Raw genomic sequence first — 17,499 nt, 5'->3', positions numbered from 1 at the left:
CCGGATAGCCGCCGCAGCCCAAGCTACTAGGCGGCCACCAGCGTGTCGAGACCGTAAAGCCGTTCAAGCAGCAATAGCACCGCCAACGCTATCAGCATCTGGATAGCGCTGATGGCCGCGATTGCGGGGTCGAACTGGTTCTCCATGTAGCTCAGCATCACCACAGGCAGCGTCGTGGCCGACGCCGAGCCGAAGAAGAATGACAGCGAGAGGTTGTCGAAGGAGATCAGCGCGGCGAACATCGAGCCCGCGAAGATTCCGGGCCGGACCATGGGCAGGGTCACATGGCGCAAGGTGGATAAGCGCGAGGCGCCAAGGATGGCGGCGGCTTCCTCAAGGTTTTCCGGGACCGAGCGATAGACCGCCAGAACCGTGCGGGCGATGTAGGGTATGGCCACCACGGTGTGGGCAACCCACAGCCCGAAGAACGAGACCCCGATCCCGACGGCCGAAAGATAATACAGAAGCGCGAAGCCGAGGACGATGGCCGGGATCGAGATCGGCGCCACCAGAAAGGCCGCCAGTGTCCGCGCGGCGGCGGTCCGGCTGCGTGCCAGCGCCAGCGCCGCCGGCACGCCCAGCAGACAGCCGGCCAACGTCGAGGCGACCGCCAACTGGATGCTGATCCACAGCGACTTCATGAACGGTCCGTATTCGATGGCCCTCACATACCATTTCAGCGACCAGCCCCGGATCGGGAACTGGATGAAACTGGCCGAGGAAAAAGACGCAATCACCACCAGCACGATCGGCAGCATGACGAACGTCAGCAGCGCCACCGTATAGAGGCCGAGCGCCAGCCCGCTCATCTCGCGGCGCTTTCGGACGGTAACAAGGCTCATCTCAGCCTCCCTGCTTTCTGGCGAATTTCGATTGCGCCCACAACCCCAGCAGGGCGATCACCAGCAGCACGTTGCCCATGGCGCCGGCGAAAGAGGTGTCCTGGGTCAGGTTGAACTGCTGGTAGATCAGCAGCGGCAGCGTCTTCACGGAGTTGCCGCCCAGAAGCAGCGCGGCGACGAAATTGCCGTTGCACAGGACGAAAACCAGAATGGCGCCGGTGATGATGCCCTCCACGCTGAGCGGCAGCGTCACGTGGAAGAAGGCGCGCAGCTTGCTGGCGCCAAGCATCCGGGCCGCCTCCTCAAGGTTGCGCGGAATCGCCTGTAGCACCGAAGAGATCGACAGCACCATGAAAGGCAGCAGAATCTGGATCAGCGCCACATAGACAGAGACCGGATGGTTCACGAGGTTGACCGGCCGTTCGAGAAGCCCCCAGTCGATGAGCACGGAGTTCATCAAACCGCGGTTGGCGAACAGCACCCGCCAGCCGAACGCCCGCATCACCACCGAGGTCAGCAGCGGCGCGATCAGGCAGAACAGGATCAGCCCCTTCCAGCGACCGGCCTTCCGCACCATGAAGTAAGCCAGCGGATAGCCGAGCAGGATGCAAACCAGCGTGACGATCACCGCGACGAGGATGGTCTCGCGCAGGACGCCGAAATAGAACGGGTCGGTGACGAGAACCGCGTAGTTCTCCCAGATGCCCCGCGCTCCGGCCGCTGCCGGGGAGCCGGTGCTGCGCCAGGCATTGGTCAGCATCGGTGTGACGAAGAACAGCACCAGATAGAGGACCGCCGGAACGGTCCACCAGGCATTGGCGACGCGGTAGCGTCTGGGGGGGCGGCGGGGTTGGGTGGTGACGGCGTTCATTCCGCCACCTCGCGCAGAAGCACGGGCGCATCCGACCAGTCGAGGCCGACGACGCCGTCGCCGGGCAGGTCGAAGGACTGCTGGCTGTAGACGATGACCGGCTTCTCATGGCCGTCCACGGTCAGCTCGTAGGTGTACTGGCTGCCGCGGAACACTACGTCGCGCACCCGGGCGTTGATCTGCCCCTTGCCGGCGGCGGTGATCTGCAGCTTCTCGGGGCGGAAGACGAGAGACGAGGGGCCATCCGGCTCACCCGTACACGCGATCCGCAGCGCCGGCACGCCATCGGCGACGAAGAATCCCGACCGGAGCTTTCCGCTGAAGATGTTGCTGGTTCCGAGAAACTCCGACACGAAGATTGAATTCGGCCGGGCGTAGATATCCTGAGGCGTGCCGATCTGCCGGATTTCGCCTGCACCCATCACCGCGACGCGGTCGCTCATGGTGAGCGCCTCTTCCTGATCGTGGGTGACAAGGATTGAGGTGATGCAGAAGCTGCGCTGCAATTGCCGCAGTTCGAACTGCATTTCCTCGCGCAGCTTCTTGTCCAGCGCGCCGAGCGGCTCGTCCAGAAGCAGGACGGAGGGGTTGACCACCAGCGACCGCGCCAGAGCAATCCGCTGCTGCTGGCCGCCCGACAGCTGGCTGATCGCCCGGTCGCCGAAGTTGCGCATCCTGACCATGTCGAGGGCGGTCTCGATCCGGCGGGCCGCCTCGGCTTTCGCGATCCCGCGCATCTTCAGGCCGAAGCCGACATTCTCGGCGACGGTCATGTGCGGAAACAGCGCATAGTTCTGAAACATCAGGCCGATGTCGCGCATGTTGGGAGACAGCCCCGTCACGTCGCGCGTTCCGATGCGGACCGAACCCGTATCCGGAGTCTCGAAACCCGAGATGATCCGCAATGTCGTGGTCTTGCCGCAGCCCGATGGTCCCAGCAGCGCGATCAGCTCTCCGGGAGCGACCTCAAGGTTCATCGGCTTCAATGCCGTCACCTGGCCATATCTCTTCGAGATGTCGGTCAGCGTAAGCGAGACGGACTTGTTCATCTGGTTCCCTGTTCTGGCTTCGATCTGCGGTGGTCCATGGCGTCGAGCATCTGATAATAGCTGCCGAGCGCGAACATAAACCACGGGTTACCATAATAGAGGGCGTGGCGCGGCAGGGGTTGCCCGTCGAAGGCGCAGACCGGCTCATTCACGCCCTCGCGCAGCTTGCGGCCCAGCATGTGGCCCAGCCAGGACATCATGGTCACGCCGCTGCCGTTGCAGCCGAAAACCCAGTGCAATCCCTCGCGGCCGCCGATATGGGGCATGTAGTCCAGCGTCATCGAGACATCGCCGCCCCAACTATGGGTGATCTTCACCCCGGCCAGTCGGGGGTAGCGCTGCACCATCATCTGGTGCAGCAACCGGGCTGTGGTTTCTTCAGAAGTGGGCGTGAAGCGCGCCCGCCCGCCGAACACCAGCCGCTGGCCATCGCCGGACAGGCGATAGTGATTCACGACCCGCCGCGATTCCGAAACGGCCCTGTCGTTGCGGATGATCTCGCGCGCCAGCCCTTCCGGCAACGGCTCGGTCGCAATCATGTGGCTCGTCACCGGAACCACGCTGCGCGCCAGCTCGGCGTCCAGCTGGCCGCTCGAACCGTTCAGCGCCAGCACCACCTGACCGCAGCGGATCTCGCCTCGCGGGGTCTGGACCGTGAAGCCGTCGGTGGTGCGCTTCACCGCCGTCACCTGCACGCCGCCCCAGCCGCGTACGCCCTGCGCCATGGCGCGACGCAGCAGCCCGCCGTAGAAGGCCGACGGGTTCAGATGACCGGCGTTCCTGATGAATGCCGCGCCGTGATAGGCCGTGGTGCCCAGTTCCGCCGCCAGTTCGTCGCGCGTCAGCATCACCGCGTCGGAATCCGTCAGGGAGTTGAGCTGCGGCAGCCGCGCCTTCCACGCGGCGAAGTGATCCGCAGCCCAGAGCGCGGTCAGCCGGCCGTTCTGCACATAGTCGCAGTCGATGCCGTCGCCGGTGATGACTTCCTTCAGCCAGCGGTAGGAGGCGGAGGCGTCGCTCAACCGCCGTTCCAGGAGGCGTTGCGCCTCCGGGCTGCGGTTGCCGGCCATGGCCTGATTGGCCTTTTTCTGGATGTTGACGCCGCCGGTCACCTGGCCGCCCGACCGGCTGGAGGCGCCGCCGCCCAGCGGGCCCGCGTCCAGAACCGCAACATCGCGTCCGCCGGCGGCAAGCTCGGTTGCGCAGCAGATTCCGGCGTAGCCGCCGCCGACCACAACCGCGTCGGCCACCTGGGGAAGCGGATCGGTGCTGCCGTTATGCGGCCGAAACGCCTGCCACCAATAGGGTTCGGCAACGTAATCCGGCGCAAAGATGGAGTGAGCCATGGCCATATCCTTGAAGGATGAGAGGCGGGGCGGCATGCCGCCCCGAGGGTCAGTCGGCGATTCCGATGTCCTCGCGCATCTTCAGCCACCAGCCGTAGGACGCCGGCCACATGGACCAGGGGTTCTCGACATTCAGCGCCCGCGCGGCATTCAGCGCCCAGTGCGGATCGACCAGAGCCTCCCGCCCGATGGCGATCAGGTCGGCCTTGCCGGCCTGCAGGATCGCCTCGGCCTGCGGCCCGTCGAGGATCACCCCGACCGCCATGGTCGGGATCTCGGCATCGCGGCGGATGCGGTCCGCATAGGGAACCTGATGACCCTTGCGCAGCGGCTGCCGCTTCAGCAGGAAGTCGGTGCCGGAGCTGGCCGAGCGGATACCGCCCGAGGAACAGTCGATCACATCCACGCCGCGCGCCTTCAGCTCCCGCGCCAGCACCACGGAATCCTCCAGTGTCCAGCCATCCTCGCGATTGTCCAAGTCGGGGCGCCAGTCGACGCAGGACAGCCGGAAGAACAGCGGCTTGCCGGCGGGCCAGTATTTCCTGAGTTCCTCGGCGATCTCCAGCGCCAGCCGCATCCGGCCTTCCCGCGAGCCGCCATATGCGTCGGTGCGGTCGTTATTTACCGGCGAGAGGAAGGAATGGATCAGATATCCGTGCGCCGCATGGATATCGAGCACGTCGAAGCCCGCCTCGTCAGCCCGCCGGGCGCCCTGGCCATAGGCTGCGACAATCTCGCGGATGTCGTCGACAGTCGCCATGCGCGGCTCGTGCCAGTTGTCCAGGGTCTTGTTCATCGCGGCGGCCACCGGCTGCCAGGCCGGCTCGCCACGGGCGGCCTCCGCCTCGCCGAGCGGGCCGCGTCCCTCCCACGGGCGTTGCCGCGATGCCTTGGGGCCGGCGTGATGGAGCTGCGCGGCCGCCAGGGTGCCCTGGGCGTGCAGGAAATCGACGAGGCGACGCAGCGGGGCGACATGGCCATCGTCCCAGATACCGCAGTCGCCATAGGTGTTGCGGCCCCGGGCCTCCACCATCAGCGCCTCGGTCATCACGGTGCCGAAGCCGCCGGTGGCAAAACGGGCAAGGTGCTGGAAATGCCAGTCGTTGAGCTTGCCGTCGGGGCCGGCGACATACATCTGCATCGGCGCCAGAACCAGCCGGTTGGGGAAGACGACATCCCGGACCCGGTAGGGCGTGAACAGCATCGGGCTGTTGTCGGAGGCCGGGCGGCTGGCCCGGCATTGGATCGTGGTGCTCATCGCGGCTCTCATTGCTCGGAAACGGTCAGATCGATGGATGGCAGCTCATTGAAGCTGGCCTGCAACTTTGCGTATGTCTCCCGGATGCTTTCGGGGGACAGGGACGTGTCAAGGGTCTCGGCCGCCCTGAACAGCCGGTGCTTGACGAAATGACGCCAGTTGATCGGAACGAGCGACATGATCTCGGTCATGGCATCATAGTTCCGGCGGCTCCAGACGGCTTCGAAGGCGGAGCGATTGGGGCCGAAGTCGAAATGGTCCTCCGGCGCCGCGCGCGTGCCGCGCAGTCGGGCTGTCGCCGCCATGTCGACCGCGCCGTCGACGACGATCACGCCATAGGCATCGCGGGCATGGTTGACGGAGACGAAGCCGCTTTCGACATCCTCCAGTACCGCTTCCACCGGACGGTCGAACGGATGGCCATACCCGCCGCCGCCCGGGCCCTGGCTGCGGATCACGTCGCCCGGCTCGCAGGGAACGATGTCGGTATTGCCCAACTCGACGGCGTGGTCGGTGCCGGGGTTGCGGGTAAAGCGCGCGTTGGCTCCCGCCTTGCCGCCCAGCACGCCCCAGGCGGCGAGGCTGGCGCGGTTGCGGTTGCGGGCGGTCACCATCGCCTCCGGGGTGCGCATGCGAAACTCCATCACCGCTGCATTGCCGCCCCGCCAGCGACCAGCGCCGCCGGTATTGGGAACGACGCCATAACGGATGATGTGGATCGGTACCTCGGCCTCGTTGATCTCCACCGGCGTGTTTTTCAGGAAGGCGGAGTTGGCGCCGCAGCCTTCCTGCCCGTCCGCGGTCGGGCCACCGCCCGCACCGCCGCCTACCGGGCCGATGGAGGCGATGATCCGCTGCCCGTCGCTGGCCACCGCCCGCACGTTCAGCAAGCTCGAACCGCCCGCCGGGCAGGCAGGCATCCTCTCCGGCACCGCCTGCGAGAACAGGCCGAAGATGGCCGCCTGATTGACGGCGCTGATCAGGCTGCGCATGCCCACGGCCGCCGGCGCCACCGGATTGACGATGGTGCCGAGGGGCAGGGTGCCCGTCAGGATCCGGACCGTGCCGGCGTTCAGCAGCGCGTCGGGCCGCAGCGTGTGCAGGCTGTAGATCAGCCCCACGGTGATCAGCGAATGGCGGATGTTGCCGCCGGTCGGCATGTTCAGCGACGAAACGACCTGCGGATCGCTGCCGGTGTAGTCCAGATCGACGCTGTCCCCGGCAATGGTCATCCGGATATTGATCCGGCAGGGCACGCCGTCCACGCTGTCCTCGTCGGCGAATTCCGAGAAGACATATTCCCCGTCCGGGATCGAGGCGATGATCTGGCGGGCCTGGGATTCGGCGTAAGCCAGCAGTTGCTGGCTTCCGGCCATGAACTCTTCGGTGCCGAAGCGGTCGATGATCTCATGCACCTTGCGCTCGCCCGTCACGAGGCAGGCGAGCTGCGCGTCCAGGTCGCCGCGGTTCTGGGTGGGAGAGCGGACGTTCATGTCGATGATCTTCAGCAGCCGCTCGTCCAGCACCCCGTCGCGCATGATGCGGACCGGCGGGAAGCGGATGCCTTCCTGATGCACCTCCGTCAGCGTGCGCGACAGCGAGGCCGGTACGGCACCGCCCATGTCGGTGTTATGGACATGGTTGCCCACGAAGCAGACCAGCTGCCCGTCGCGGAACACCGGCATCCACAGGTGCACGTCCGGCGTATGGGTGGCGACAAAGCCGCTGTAGGGATCGTTCACCGCATAGACGTCGCCTTCGCGGTAATCGTCAATCATCCGGATGACCGGGCCGTAATCCAGACCCGTATACCAGGTCGCGCCCGTGGTGATCGGCGAGGCGAAGGTCAGCCCTTCCGGCGTCATGAGCTGGCAGGAGAAGTCCTCGGTCTCCTTGACGAAGGTCGAATAGGCGGTGCGCATCATGGTGAAACCCATCGCCTCGGCCGCCGCCGCGCAGTAATTGGCCAGAATCTGGAGGCGGGAGTTGCTGATCATGCCTGATCCCCTTTCACGATCCGCAGGTTGCCGTTGCGATCGACGCGGCAGCTATGGCCCCGCGGAATGACGGTGGTGGTATCGTCCTGTGCCACGATGGCCGGGCCGTCGAAATGGCTGCCGGCGGACAGGTCGTAGCGGCTGAACAGCCCCACGTCGCGCCAGTCGCCGTCCATGAACGCCCGGACCAGACGCTGCGGCTCCGCCCGGGCGGGAACGACCTCCTGCTCCTCGAACATGGGTTTGTCGCCAATGCCGGTGATGACCACCTTCAGTGAGATCAATTGCAGCGGGGCGGCCGGATTGCTGTGGCCGTACATCCGCGCATGCTCGGCGTGGAAAGCGGCTGACATCGCCGCCACGTCGCCGGCCAGCGCGGCCGCCAGATCGATCGGCGTGTCCAGCTCGTAGGACTGGCCCTTGTAGCGCATGTCGGCGCTGGCGGTGACCCGGAAGTCGCCGTCGAAGCCCTGTTCATCCCCGAGCCAGCTTTCCGCCCGGTCCTTCAGGCGCGCGTACTCCGAAGCGATGAGCACGGCGTCGCCTTCCGAGAGGTCCAGATAGACTGTCGAGAGGAAGTCGCTCTTCAGGTCCGCGATCAGCCCGCCCAGTGCGGAGAGCACACCCGGCACCAGCGGCACCACGGTTTCCTTCACGCCAAGCTCGCGCGAGAGGTAGCAGCCCAGCATCGGGCCGGCGCCGCCGAAGGCCAGCATGGAGAACTCGTTGATATCGATTCCGTACTTCGAGATCAGCGCGCTGACCTCGGTATACATGCCCGAAACCGCGATCTGCAGGATCGTTTCGGCGGTCTGTTCTATGGTGTCGTTGAGACGGTCGGACAGCGTGGCGATGGCGCGCCGGGAGGCCTCGATATCGACATTGACGGCGTTGAAGCCCAGCGGCGCATGGCCCAGCAGCCCGGTGGCGGCCATGGCGTCGGTGATGGTCGGCCGGTCCCCGCCGCGTCCGTAGCAGGCCGGTCCCGGCCGCGAGCCGGCGCTTTCCGGCCCAACCTTCAGCACTCCCAGGTCATCCACCCAGGCGATCGAGCCGCCGCCTTCCCCGACCGACGAGACCGAGACCGAGGGGATATGAATGTTGAAATCGCCGATCAGCTCGCCGCTGCCGAACTTCGGCTGGCCGTCCGAAATCACCGCGATATCGGCGCTGGTGCCGCCGATATCGAGGCTGAGGCATCTGGTGATCCCGCAGGATTGCGCCAGATGGGCAGCGCCGATCACGCCCGAGGCGGTGCCGGACAGGATCATCTGCACGCAGTCCCGCTTGCCCTGTTCGGCAGACATGATACCGCCGTTGGACTTGGTCAGGCGGGGCTCGCAGGTGACGCCGGCCTTCTTCAGCGCCTGCTGCAGCGAGCCGAGATAATGCGCGACACGCGGCTGCACGTAGCCGCCGATCACGGCCGTGATCGTTCGTTCGTATTCGCGGATGATCGGCCAGGTCTGCGACGAGCAGTTGACGAACACGCCGGGCCACAGCTCCTCCACCCGCGCGCGCACCGCCAGCTCATGCTCGGGATTGCGGTAGGAATGCAGCAGCGAGATGATGATGCCCTCGGCGCCGCGCGCCCTGGCGGCGTCGACAGCGGCGACGATCGAGGCGTCGTCCAGGGGAAACCGCTCGCTTCCGTCCGCATTGAGGCGCCCCTCGATGCCGAAAACCATCGAGCGTTTCACCAGCGGTGCCGGGCGCTTGGAGAGCAGACTGTACATGTCCGGCCCCTTCAGGCGCCCCATTTCGAGAACGTCCTCGAAGTTGCGGGTAACGAACAATGCCAGCTTCAGCCCCCGGCGCTGGATCACGGTATTGATGCCAACCGTGGTGCCATGTGTGAAATAGGTGATCTCCCCGGGAGAGATTCCATAGCGTTCGCCCAGAAGGCGGATGCCCTCGATCACTTCCGCGCCCGGCTCGTCCGGTCGGGAGAAGGTCTTCATACTGCTGAGCTTTCCGGTTTTTTCATCGAAGACCGCAAAGTCAGTAAAAGACCCACCGATGTCGACGCCGACTCGATAACCCATAGCGATGTCCAGATTTTAGTGAGGAAGAGGAGTGGACCGACCGGAGCACCGGCCGGCCCGTCGGATCACTTATCGATCTCTTTGTTCCAGCGTTCGATCCAGCTCGCCAATCTGGTGGAGGCCCCATCGAAAGGCGGAACGACCAGGCCCTCGTGATTGGGCATGAAACGTGCGAGATCCGCGGGCACCTTCGCATTCATGTTGCCCACGCCATAAAGGATGTTGGCGGCGAAGCAGGCCTGCTGCTTCTCTCCCAGCAGGAAGTCGATGAACTCGTAGCCGAGTTCCTTGCCGTTCTTGACCTTCTGCGCCCAGGTCATTGCCGGAACCACGCCCGGCTCCGGGCCGTAGAAGTTGAAGTTCTCGTTGCCGTCGCGCACGAAGGCCCAGGCGCGGCCGTCCCAGTAGACGGCGATGTCCGCCTCGCCCGATCCCATCAGCGGCAGTACATCGCTGGAGCTGTTCCAGACGATCATGTTGCCGCTCTGCTTCATCGCCTTCAGCTTCTCGAATGCGCTGTCGACGTTGTCGAGACCGCCGCCCATCTGGCTGGACCAGAACCAGACGGTGGTCAGCATGGCGCTGATGCCGTTGTTGACGCCCGGGACGGCCAAGGTCCATTTTCCGTCGATGGTCCCGTCGATCAGCTCGACCCAGGTTTTCGGCGGTTCGGGAACAGTGTCCTTATTGTAAAGGACACCCATGGCGCCAAAATTGTGAACCGCGCCGTTGTCCCCGGTGAATTCGCGGAACTTGGGCAGGCTTTCGGCGAGCGCCGGCACTTTATCGACGGTCAGATGTTCGACCAGCCCACGGTGGATGGCGTCGAATGCCGCGTCGCTGGAGATCAGCAGCACGTCGATAGGCGGATTCCCGGGCGTGGCCGAAATCTGGTTCAGCCATTGCGCGGAGCCGCCCAGCTGGATCGCCACCTTCTTGCCGGTCTTGGCCTCGAAAGGTTCGATCGTGCATTTGCGCAAGGATTCTTCCCAGATTCCGCCAAAGGCTGTCACCGTCAGGTCCTGAGCTGTCGCCGGCAGGACTGAACATAGCAAAACTGCTAACGGACCAAGAGTTCGCTTCATGTTATGTTCCCGTCTGTGGAAGTTATATATGTTATTGATATACAAAGCTTTATATGCTTTGTCGTTGCGCCATTCCAGGATGGCGAGGGGGATATTGGGGTGCAGATTCGCGATGTCTGCATAGAAACGTTAGCATGACAGCTTCGTTCGACTATGCGGAACCAGATATTCGCAATCCGGCATAGCCGCTGCCTGAAAACCCGCAGGACGGCCCGCCCCGAAGCCGGCCCCCCGGCCGGACACCCCGGCACAGCGCCTCGAATGACCAGGCATTCGGCGGTTGGATTCTATTGCATCGTGCTTGACGATTTGAGCGGAGGCGGTGGAGGTGAGGGCTGGCCGGCTTCCGGGATGTTGACGAGTATTAGGCCCGGCTATGCTGAGCTTGGCGAAGCTTGTGCCGCTATTTATATTAACGTCGTGAGCATCGAGAAACTCGCCACCCACGTTCCTTCGCACTGGCGCCCTTGCCGCCGACTGTCTTGGAGGGAAGGTCCGCGCGCAACCTGCAGTCGTTTCCGGATCAGTTTGCGCTATCATCGGAAAGCGAGGTATCTGACGCAGGATGCGCTTGCCGACACGGTGGGGCTTTCGTCGGAAATGATCAGCGAGATCGAACACGGCATCGCCGCGCCGTCGTTCGCCACGGTTGAGAGGCTGTCCGAGGTGCTGCAGGTGCCGGAGGTTGCGTTTTTCGGCGTAGGTATGGTCGTGACGAGCGACAACGCACGCACGCGGCAACTCGAGAAAATCCAGACGCAGCTATCCCGGATGAACGAGGATCAACTGGTGCGCGCCAGCAAGATGCTGAGCGCGTTGATAGATTGAATTTACGGACGTATATCATATTGGAACTGGGCTAGATCTATCTTTTGAGTGAACGAGTTTGTTGGTAAGCAGTTATGTCGGGTTCCTTATACATCCTAAACTAACCCGCCGGCGTGGTTGATAACTGGACGAAAGAAGTACGATGCCTGTCCTCGACTTTACAGAGATTGCCCCCGCGCATGAGGGCGCTCAACGGGATCAGTTCGAGTTGTTTGCGCGGGACGTATTAGAAGCATTTGGTTTCGAGATTTTGAAGGGGCCAGATCGTGGGCCTGATGCCGGGCGAGATTTGATTGTGCGTGAGAGGCGCACAGGTGTTGGTGGCACTACAATTTTAGATTGGTTGGTCAGCTGCAAGCATAAAGCGCATTCTGGTAATGCTGTTTTTGAATCCGACGATCGAAACCTGCGTGATCGAATTGAAACGCACAATTGTCAGGGAATTATTGCATTTTATTCCACTGTGCCAAGCAGTACGCTGGCAACACATTTTACATCTCTAGAGCAAAAATACCCTGTGCTCATTCTTGATGCTGAACGTATTGAATCCCAATTGTTGGCGGGGCCAAAAGGTCGGGTAGTGGCGGCGCGTTACTTTCCCCGCTCATACCCAAAATGGATTGCAGGTTCACAGTACGCTCAAACACCAACCCCACCGCGTCCATTACCTATTACCGACAGGTTCTTCATGCGAGTGCCGCACACGAACTTGGCTGAAGCCAAGGCTGAAGCGGAAGCGCGTGGTGTTCCAGTGTTAGCGGTCGCATACGATCCCGATCACTCCAGTCGCAGCCAGCTTGATTACTGCCTAGGCTGCTTCATGGGCTGGGAGACGACAAAGCGATTAGTAGATCAACATTTCGTTGCTGCTGTTGGGCCGATATCAGACCCCGACTTCAGGCATATCGTTCCAGAAGATGATCCACTCGAAGAGTGCCGCCTAGTGATCTTAGATGGAAACGTAACAATACGATCCGAATCGGTGTACGCAAATTCAGGTGAAGGTAGACGACGGGTTCTGTCAGCAATTGAGTCGGCGAAAAGCAGTAGGAAAGATAAACTATAAATATATCTATGAATATATCTATATTCTGTACCGCGTTCTGAAGGCAATGCCGAAAGGGCCTACTGCTGTGATCATCCTGTTAAACGACATTTTGCCGATTCAAAATCTTACCAATTACAAACTCCATTTTGCGCGATGGAATCAGCATGACGAGCCCCTTGATATCTGGGTACGGGACAGGCAGCAATGGCAGAGCTGGCAGGGCCTCAACCGGAACTGAGCCGGGATGCAAACACCTACATGAGAGAGAACATGGCTGACACGTTCCCCCGGAATGCCGCTGAGTTTGCTGACATGGCGCTGCTACTGGCCGAAAGGCTCGTGAGCAGCAACGATGCAGGAGACGCTTTCGCGGCAATTCTGGCAGCGGCCCATCTTCCGGATTGGTATTTCAAGGCTGACAGAGGGGTGGGTTTCGGCCCAAGCCAAAAGGATGTTCTACGCAAACAATTCCCGACATATGGGCTTCTGCTTGACCTCGGCAACGGCGTGAAACATGCGAAACGCGCCGTAGGGAAACCGCACCCGGATGATTTACAGCAGGAACTGGTTGCATGGGAGTCGGCGGATTTTTGGCAGCACGCCGGCCACCCCGATCATCCTTATTGGGCCGTTGAGTTTGGGGGGCGGTCCCGGTCGATATCGGCGCTGTGCGAGAGCTTCATAAAGGGATTCCGTAAAGAACATCAGTTCTGAGACGATGACTCGGCGGCATTCCGCTGCACCCCCGCGACACCACGACGCCAAACCGCCTCGCCGCCGCGCCCTTGTAACCCGCTTGTAACCGCGCCCTCCGAAGCCCCATCAACCGCCTGCGACTTCAACCACGCCCAAAACGACGAAAGCCGCGGAAAACCGCGGCTTTTGATCGTACCAAATTTTTGGAGCGGGCGAAGGGATTCGAACCCTCGACCCCAACCTTGGCAAGGTTGTGCTCTACCCCTGAGCTACACCCGCATCCACTGTCGCGGCGGTCATTGCCGCCGCCGATGGGTGGGTTATGTCTGGAATTTTCCCTGAGTGCAAGTCCCAATTTTCGGGCTGTGGAAAACTATGCCGGCCACATAATTTGCACAGCTGCCTTTCGTTGCTTTGCAAGGCTTTTGGGCCGGCTGTGCTATGTTGCGACCTTGGCGAGGCGGGCAGTGTCGCGGGCCGGTTCTTGTCGGCTGACGGAATCGGCCGTGGAATCAGTAGCCTTCCTCGGTGTTGACGAGGCCTTCCGGCGTTTCGCCCGCCTGAACCGCGTTAATCTGGCTGGCGATGCGGCGGGTGATGGCGTCGAGGTCGCTTATCGCAGCGCTGTGCGGGGTGACGACCACCGCGGGGTGGTTCCATAACGGCGAATCGGCCGGCAGCGGCTCCGTCTGGAAGACGTCGAGGGACGCTGCTCCCAAGGTGCCGTCACCCAGCGCCTCCAGGATGTCGGCTTCGTTCTGCAGGCCGCCGCGTCCGGCGTTGATCAGTACCGGGCGGCCCAGGCGGCCATTGCGCGCGAGGCCCGCAAAAATGCTCTTGTCGAGGAGGCCGCGCGTTCCGTCGGTCAGCGGCAGCAGCGACACCAGAATATCCGTACGCGCCAGGAAGGCGGGCAACTGCCCGTCGCCCGCGAAGATTTCGATGCCGGGGATGTCCTTGGGCGTGCGGCTCCAGCCGGCGACCTCGAACCCGATGTTGACAAGCTTCTGCGCCGCATCCCGCCCCAGAACGCCGAGGCCCATGATGCCCACCCGCACGCTCTGCGCCGCCGGCTGGAGCAGGTCCGGCGCCCAGCGACGCTGACGCTGATTCTGCAGATCACGCAAAAGGCCCCGCTGGTGCAGCAGGCAATGCAGCACCACGTACTCGCTCATGCGGCCGGTGAGATCCGCATCGATGATGCGATAGACCGGCACCGGCGGCAAATCGGGATCGCGCAGCAGATGGTCGACCCCGGCCCCGGTAGAAAAGATCGCCGCCAGATTCGGCAGCCCGTTGAGACTGCGCGGCGGATGCTGCCAGGCAACGACGTAATGGATCGCCCGCCGGTCGAAGGGCTCCCCCGGCACGAACACGCTCATGCCCGGCAGGAGTGCGCTCAGCCGCTCCTGCCAGACTTCCAACGGCATGCCGGAAATGGCAAGCAACACGCTCATGAGCTTCCCCCTGCAGGTTTTCCGCGCCCGGTGTTCGCACGCCGGGCGCTCGCGTACGACATCCGTACGGCATCTGGCAAGGATGGCCTGCGAAGCGGCGGTGCGCAAGAGCCGCGCTGCCGTGCGCACCGCTCTGCGTCCCTGCGCCGCTGTTCAGGACGTCAGGGCGGGGACAGGCGGGGCCGGGGCTCGGCATCGAGAGCGAGCTGCCGCGGGCCCCAGACACGGCGATGGATGCCCATCGCGGCGCTTGCGAAGGCCCGCCAGTCGTCCGTCGCCTCCTGCGCGAGGCTCATCGCTGTCGGGTTGAGATTGACGATGATGCCCGTGCGCTCGTCCGGCGCCAGCCTGATGCGCGCCTGGAAGTGCCGGGCGAGGTTCTGCATGGCGCGGTTTTCGGGCAGGCAGTGCATGACGAGCCTTGCCGTCTGGCGGTTGCGCGCGGTGATGATGAGCTTTTCGAACAGGGAACTGCCGATCCCCCTGCGCCGCCAGTCGTCCTCGACGCTGAACGCCACCTCGGCATGCTGCCCGTGCTCGCCGCGGTAGGGCCGGAACTCGGCCGCGCCACGCACCAGCCCATCCTCGACATAGCCGAAAACCAGTGCATCGTCCCGAAAGCTGCTTTCCACGTAGGACTCGATGAAGGCATCGCGCACGAAGCTCCCGAAACGGCTGTAGCGGGTGTGCGAATCGAGGCGCAGAAGATGCGCGCGGTATTCATGCAGATCCGTGGCGAATAGCTTGCGGACACGGAACGTCTGTATCAATCGGGATAATCTGAATTCATTCATCGACGGGCATCAAACTCCGGCTTAACCACCGGGCGCCTCATCCCTGAAAAGAACCGGCTTGCCTCGCCGTTATTAGTGAGCATCCGGGGGCAAAATGCGACCCGTTGCCAAAATGTGATCTTCTTATATCACACATGCTGCACTGCGATATGAAACGCAAGTGCGCATTCCACATCTCCACAGGTTCGTCAATGCGTCATATGCATGGATGACCAGGTGCGGCATCCATCATTCATCGGCCGGCAAGGGCTTCCTCGCGCAGTGCCGTGATTTCGGGTTCCGTCAGGTCGAGCAGGCGGGCGGAACGCCAGATCGCGTCGTCCTCGAAAGCGTGAACGGCGCCGTCGACGCGCGCCACGTCCCAGGCCGTGCGAATCAGCCGCTTGCGCTCTTCCCGGTCCATTTCGCGGCGCAGCGGCCGCAGCACGCCCACGATTCCAACCGGATCTTGCTCGGCATCCTGCGCCTTTTCCAACAGCGCACCCGCATCAGCCGGCTGCAGGCCGAACCGGCCCACGAGCACGTTCACCAGATAATCTCGCTCGCGCTTGACGATGACGCCATCCACGCGGGCCACATGCACAAGCACCGCCGCGAGCGCCGTCAGCGCCGGTTCAGGCACGCCGGGGGCCGGCGATGTCGAGACCTGCGTCGGCAGAAATCGCTTCACGGCGTTATCGAACAGCGAAAACAGACCAGACGGAGATGCCATGTGCCGCCTCAGGATATACCGTTTCGAAGGTGGTCCGCGACACACCCGCCCCATAGTCTGGCGGCTTTCCGGCTGGTGGGCCGAAAGGCACCGATCCTGTTGCTGTTGCCCTCAGCGGCGCCGGAACTGCGGACGTGCGGCCCCTGCGCCCGGACGTGGGGCGGAGTGCTGTTCGCGATGCCGGAAGATCAGCCGGCCTTTTTCAAGGTCGTAGGGCGACATCTCGACCGTCACCCGGTCTCCGGCAAGCGTCTTGATCCGATGCTTTTTCATCTTGCCGGCTGTATATGCAATGATAGAATGGCCTGTATCGAGTTGCACCCTGTAGCGGGCGTCCGGCAGTATCTCGGTCACAAGACCTTCAAATTCCATCACTTCTTCTTTAGCCATAAACACACCTTCTTCAGCGCCGAACTCTGGCGGCAACCTGCCGTCGCGAACCGACGGAATGACGTTTGGCAGGGCCGGTGCAGGGCGATGCGCCGCGAGGGCGCCGGGCCGAGGGTCGACAATGCCGTTCAATCGTTGCTGATATAAAGCATTTCAGGCGACGCAATCAATGCCTCGCCTGAAAAAGCGTTACCGGACGGATAAACCGCCGCATGCGCCGGACCGGAAAGTGCAGATATCGATCGGGGAATCCCGTGTCTGAACAATCAGATAGTGCGCAGATAACGCGGCTGGCCTCTTTCCGTTCAAAAACGCATTGCGGCGGAGCGTTCACCGATCGGACCGGATCGGTGAACGCTCCGCCGCTTTTTCTCCGGAGCGAATTCTTGTCCATCGAATGATTTCATTGACGGACAAGCGCTCCAAAAGGGCACGATTACTGCAGTTGCAGATTCACTGCCGACTCGCGCCCCGTACGGCGGTCGGTTTCGAGTTCGTAGGTGACCTTCTGGCCGTCGCCCAACGAGTTGAGGCCCGCGCGCTGCACGGCCGTCACGTGAACGAACACGTCCTTGCCGCCGGCGTCGGGCTGGATGAACCCGTAACCTTTTTGTTCATTATACCATTTCACCGTGCCGGTAGCCATTGTATCAATCCTTGTCGTCACAAACAGATATCAGACGGACGGGGCTCAAGCCCCAGTCCGGGTGGGTCGAAACTTGGAGGTAGCTGAACGTCCACCCCGCAATGGCGCAGGCAACGGCCCAGTCATCTGGCCAAAATCGATACCGACAACGTAGGTTTGCGCAAGGCATTTGGCAAGCCTCACGCTCAAAATTAACATATATATATCACTTTCCATTCAGAAAAATGACATGATGCTCTATTATGTCAACATTAGGACGAAATTCTTCCAACACCTTTCCATCCGTCGAATGCTGCGCATCGGCAACATTCTGCTGACCAGAAGTGCCGCGGCCGCTGTGTGAAAGGTAGGGAAAGGCTGCCGCCTCTCTCACTCCCACTCGATTATCAATGACAGTCACAAGCCTTTGAAATTACGCCATTAAAAATTTTTTGT

General features: G+C 62.5%; 16 protein-coding genes and 1 tRNA gene. 3 read left to right on the top strand and 14 right to left on the bottom strand.

Features of this window, described 5'->3' with window-relative positions; genetic code table 11:
• Positions 1 to 26 precede the first annotated feature (26 nt).
• From FHS82_RS00230 to FHS82_RS00195, 8 genes are all read right to left on the bottom strand, one after another.
• The gene (locus tag FHS82_RS00230) at positions 27 to 842 is read right to left on the bottom strand and encodes an ABC transporter permease (RefSeq protein WP_246224950.1); all 816 of its coding nucleotides are present in this window, start codon (positions 840 to 842) and stop codon (positions 27 to 29) included.
• A gap of 1 nt (position 843) precedes the next feature.
• On the bottom strand, positions 844 to 1,713 hold the full coding sequence (locus FHS82_RS00225) for an ABC transporter permease (RefSeq protein WP_166947531.1): 870 nt from the start codon (positions 1,711 to 1,713) through the stop codon (positions 844 to 846).
• On the bottom strand, positions 1,710 to 2,762 hold the full coding sequence (locus FHS82_RS00220; RefSeq protein WP_166947529.1) for an ABC transporter ATP-binding protein: 1,053 nt from the start codon (positions 2,760 to 2,762) through the stop codon (positions 1,710 to 1,712). The genes FHS82_RS00225 and FHS82_RS00220 overlap by 4 nt, the downstream gene beginning before the upstream one ends.
• The gene (locus FHS82_RS00215; protein ID WP_208394013.1) at positions 2,759 to 4,108 is read right to left on the bottom strand and encodes an NAD(P)/FAD-dependent oxidoreductase; all 1,350 of its coding nucleotides are present in this window, start codon (positions 4,106 to 4,108) and stop codon (positions 2,759 to 2,761) included. Before FHS82_RS00215 ends, FHS82_RS00220 begins: the two co-directional genes overlap by 4 nt.
• A gap of 49 nt (positions 4,109 to 4,157) precedes the next feature.
• A complete protein-coding gene (locus tag FHS82_RS00210; protein ID WP_166947525.1) occupies positions 4,158 to 5,366 on the bottom strand; it encodes an NADH:flavin oxidoreductase/NADH oxidase in 1,209 nt (402 codons plus the stop codon).
• A gap of 8 nt (positions 5,367 to 5,374) precedes the next feature.
• Complete coding sequence (locus tag FHS82_RS00205; RefSeq protein WP_166947523.1) at positions 5,375 to 7,363, bottom strand: hydantoinase B/oxoprolinase family protein; 1,989 nt, start codon at positions 7,361 to 7,363, stop codon at positions 5,375 to 5,377.
• A complete protein-coding gene (locus FHS82_RS00200; protein WP_166947521.1) occupies positions 7,360 to 9,408 on the bottom strand; it encodes a hydantoinase/oxoprolinase family protein in 2,049 nt (682 codons plus the stop codon). Before FHS82_RS00200 ends, FHS82_RS00205 begins: the two co-directional genes overlap by 4 nt.
• A gap of 65 nt (positions 9,409 to 9,473) precedes the next feature.
• Positions 9,474 to 10,388, bottom strand: a complete 915-nt coding sequence (locus FHS82_RS00195; RefSeq protein ID WP_166947519.1) for an extracellular solute-binding protein — start codon at positions 10,386 to 10,388, stop codon at positions 9,474 to 9,476.
• 366 nt (positions 10,389 to 10,754) lie between these two features.
• Here FHS82_RS00195 and FHS82_RS00190 point away from each other — a divergent pair, with 366 nt between their 5' ends.
• The 3 genes from FHS82_RS00190 to FHS82_RS00180 all read left to right on the top strand — a co-directional run bounded on the left by FHS82_RS00190 (position 10,755) and on the right by FHS82_RS00180 (position 13,083).
• Positions 10,755 to 11,321, top strand: coding sequence for a helix-turn-helix domain-containing protein (locus tag FHS82_RS00190; RefSeq protein ID WP_166947517.1), 567 nt, complete (start codon positions 10,755 to 10,757; stop codon positions 11,319 to 11,321).
• Between the two features lie 142 nt (positions 11,322 to 11,463).
• Positions 11,464 to 12,387 (top strand): restriction endonuclease, encoded by a 924-nt coding sequence (locus tag FHS82_RS00185; RefSeq protein ID WP_166947516.1) that lies wholly within the window; start codon positions 11,464 to 11,466, stop codon positions 12,385 to 12,387.
• Positions 12,388 to 12,639: 252 nt separating this feature from the next.
• Positions 12,640 to 13,083, top strand: a complete 444-nt coding sequence (locus tag FHS82_RS00180; protein ID WP_166947514.1) for a hypothetical protein — start codon at positions 12,640 to 12,642, stop codon at positions 13,081 to 13,083.
• 186 nt (positions 13,084 to 13,269) lie between these two features.
• Here the strand turns inward: FHS82_RS00180 and FHS82_RS00175 are convergent.
• The 6 genes from FHS82_RS00175 to FHS82_RS00150 all read right to left on the bottom strand — a co-directional run bounded on the left by FHS82_RS00175 (position 13,270) and on the right by FHS82_RS00150 (position 17,064).
• A tRNA-Gly gene (locus FHS82_RS00175) sits at positions 13,270 to 13,344 on the bottom strand.
• Positions 13,345 to 13,577: 233 nt separating this feature from the next.
• Entirely contained in the window at positions 13,578 to 14,522 is a 945-nt protein-coding gene (locus FHS82_RS00170) for a 2-hydroxyacid dehydrogenase (RefSeq protein WP_166947512.1), read from the bottom strand.
• A 161-nt stretch (positions 14,523 to 14,683) separates the two neighbouring features.
• A complete protein-coding gene (locus tag FHS82_RS00165) occupies positions 14,684 to 15,292 on the bottom strand; it encodes a GNAT family N-acetyltransferase (protein ID WP_166947510.1) in 609 nt (202 codons plus the stop codon).
• A gap of 256 nt (positions 15,293 to 15,548) precedes the next feature.
• A complete protein-coding gene (locus tag FHS82_RS00160) occupies positions 15,549 to 16,028 on the bottom strand; it encodes a tellurite resistance TerB family protein (protein ID WP_166947508.1) in 480 nt (159 codons plus the stop codon).
• Positions 16,029 to 16,139: 111 nt separating this feature from the next.
• Positions 16,140 to 16,418, bottom strand: a complete 279-nt coding sequence (gene infA, locus FHS82_RS00155; protein ID WP_166948831.1) for a translation initiation factor IF-1 — start codon at positions 16,416 to 16,418, stop codon at positions 16,140 to 16,142.
• Between the two features lie 436 nt (positions 16,419 to 16,854).
• Positions 16,855 to 17,064, bottom strand: a complete 210-nt coding sequence (locus tag FHS82_RS00150) for a cold-shock protein (protein ID WP_166947506.1) — start codon at positions 17,062 to 17,064, stop codon at positions 16,855 to 16,857.
• Positions 17,065 to 17,499: the final 435 nt, after the last annotated feature.

The sequence above is a fragment of the Pseudochelatococcus lubricantis genome, assembly GCF_011762225.1.
Lineage (GTDB): Bacteria > Pseudomonadota > Alphaproteobacteria > Rhizobiales > Beijerinckiaceae > Pseudochelatococcus > Pseudochelatococcus lubricantis.
The sequence above is the reverse complement of the archived record's forward strand: the minus strand, read 5'-3'. Positions and strand labels throughout refer to the sequence as shown.

Coding starts and splice junctions, on each gene's coding strand:
- FHS82_RS00230 (WP_246224950.1), bottom strand. CDS start 842: ATGAGCCTTGTTACCGTCCGAAAGCGCCGCGAGATGAGCGGGCTGGCG.
- FHS82_RS00225 (WP_166947531.1), bottom strand. CDS start 1,713: ATGAACGCCGTCACCACCCAACCCCGCCGCCCCCCCAGACGCTACCGC.
- FHS82_RS00220 (WP_166947529.1), bottom strand. CDS start 2,762: ATGAACAAGTCCGTCTCGCTTACGCTGACCGACATCTCGAAGAGATAT.
- FHS82_RS00215 (WP_208394013.1), bottom strand. CDS start 4,108: ATGGCTCACTCCATCTTTGCGCCGGATTACGTTGCCGAACCCTATTGG.
- FHS82_RS00210 (WP_166947525.1), bottom strand. CDS start 5,366: ATGAGCACCACGATCCAATGCCGGGCCAGCCGCCCGGCCTCCGACAAC.
- FHS82_RS00205 (WP_166947523.1), bottom strand. CDS start 7,363: ATGATCAGCAACTCCCGCCTCCAGATTCTGGCCAATTACTGCGCGGCG.
- FHS82_RS00200 (WP_166947521.1), bottom strand. CDS start 9,408: ATGGGTTATCGAGTCGGCGTCGACATCGGTGGGTCTTTTACTGACTTT.
- FHS82_RS00190 (WP_166947517.1), top strand. CDS start 10,755: ATGACCAGGCATTCGGCGGTTGGATTCTATTGCATCGTGCTTGACGAT.
- FHS82_RS00185 (WP_166947516.1), top strand. CDS start 11,464: ATGCCTGTCCTCGACTTTACAGAGATTGCCCCCGCGCATGAGGGCGCT.
- FHS82_RS00180 (WP_166947514.1), top strand. CDS start 12,640: ATGGCTGACACGTTCCCCCGGAATGCCGCTGAGTTTGCTGACATGGCG.
- FHS82_RS00170 (WP_166947512.1), bottom strand. CDS start 14,522: ATGAGCGTGTTGCTTGCCATTTCCGGCATGCCGTTGGAAGTCTGGCAG.
- FHS82_RS00160 (WP_166947508.1), bottom strand. CDS start 16,028: ATGGCATCTCCGTCTGGTCTGTTTTCGCTGTTCGATAACGCCGTGAAG.
- infA (WP_166948831.1), bottom strand. CDS start 16,418: ATGGCTAAAGAAGAAGTGATGGAATTTGAAGGTCTTGTGACCGAGATA.
- FHS82_RS00150 (WP_166947506.1), bottom strand. CDS start 17,064: ATGGCTACCGGCACGGTGAAATGGTATAATGAACAAAAAGGTTACGGG.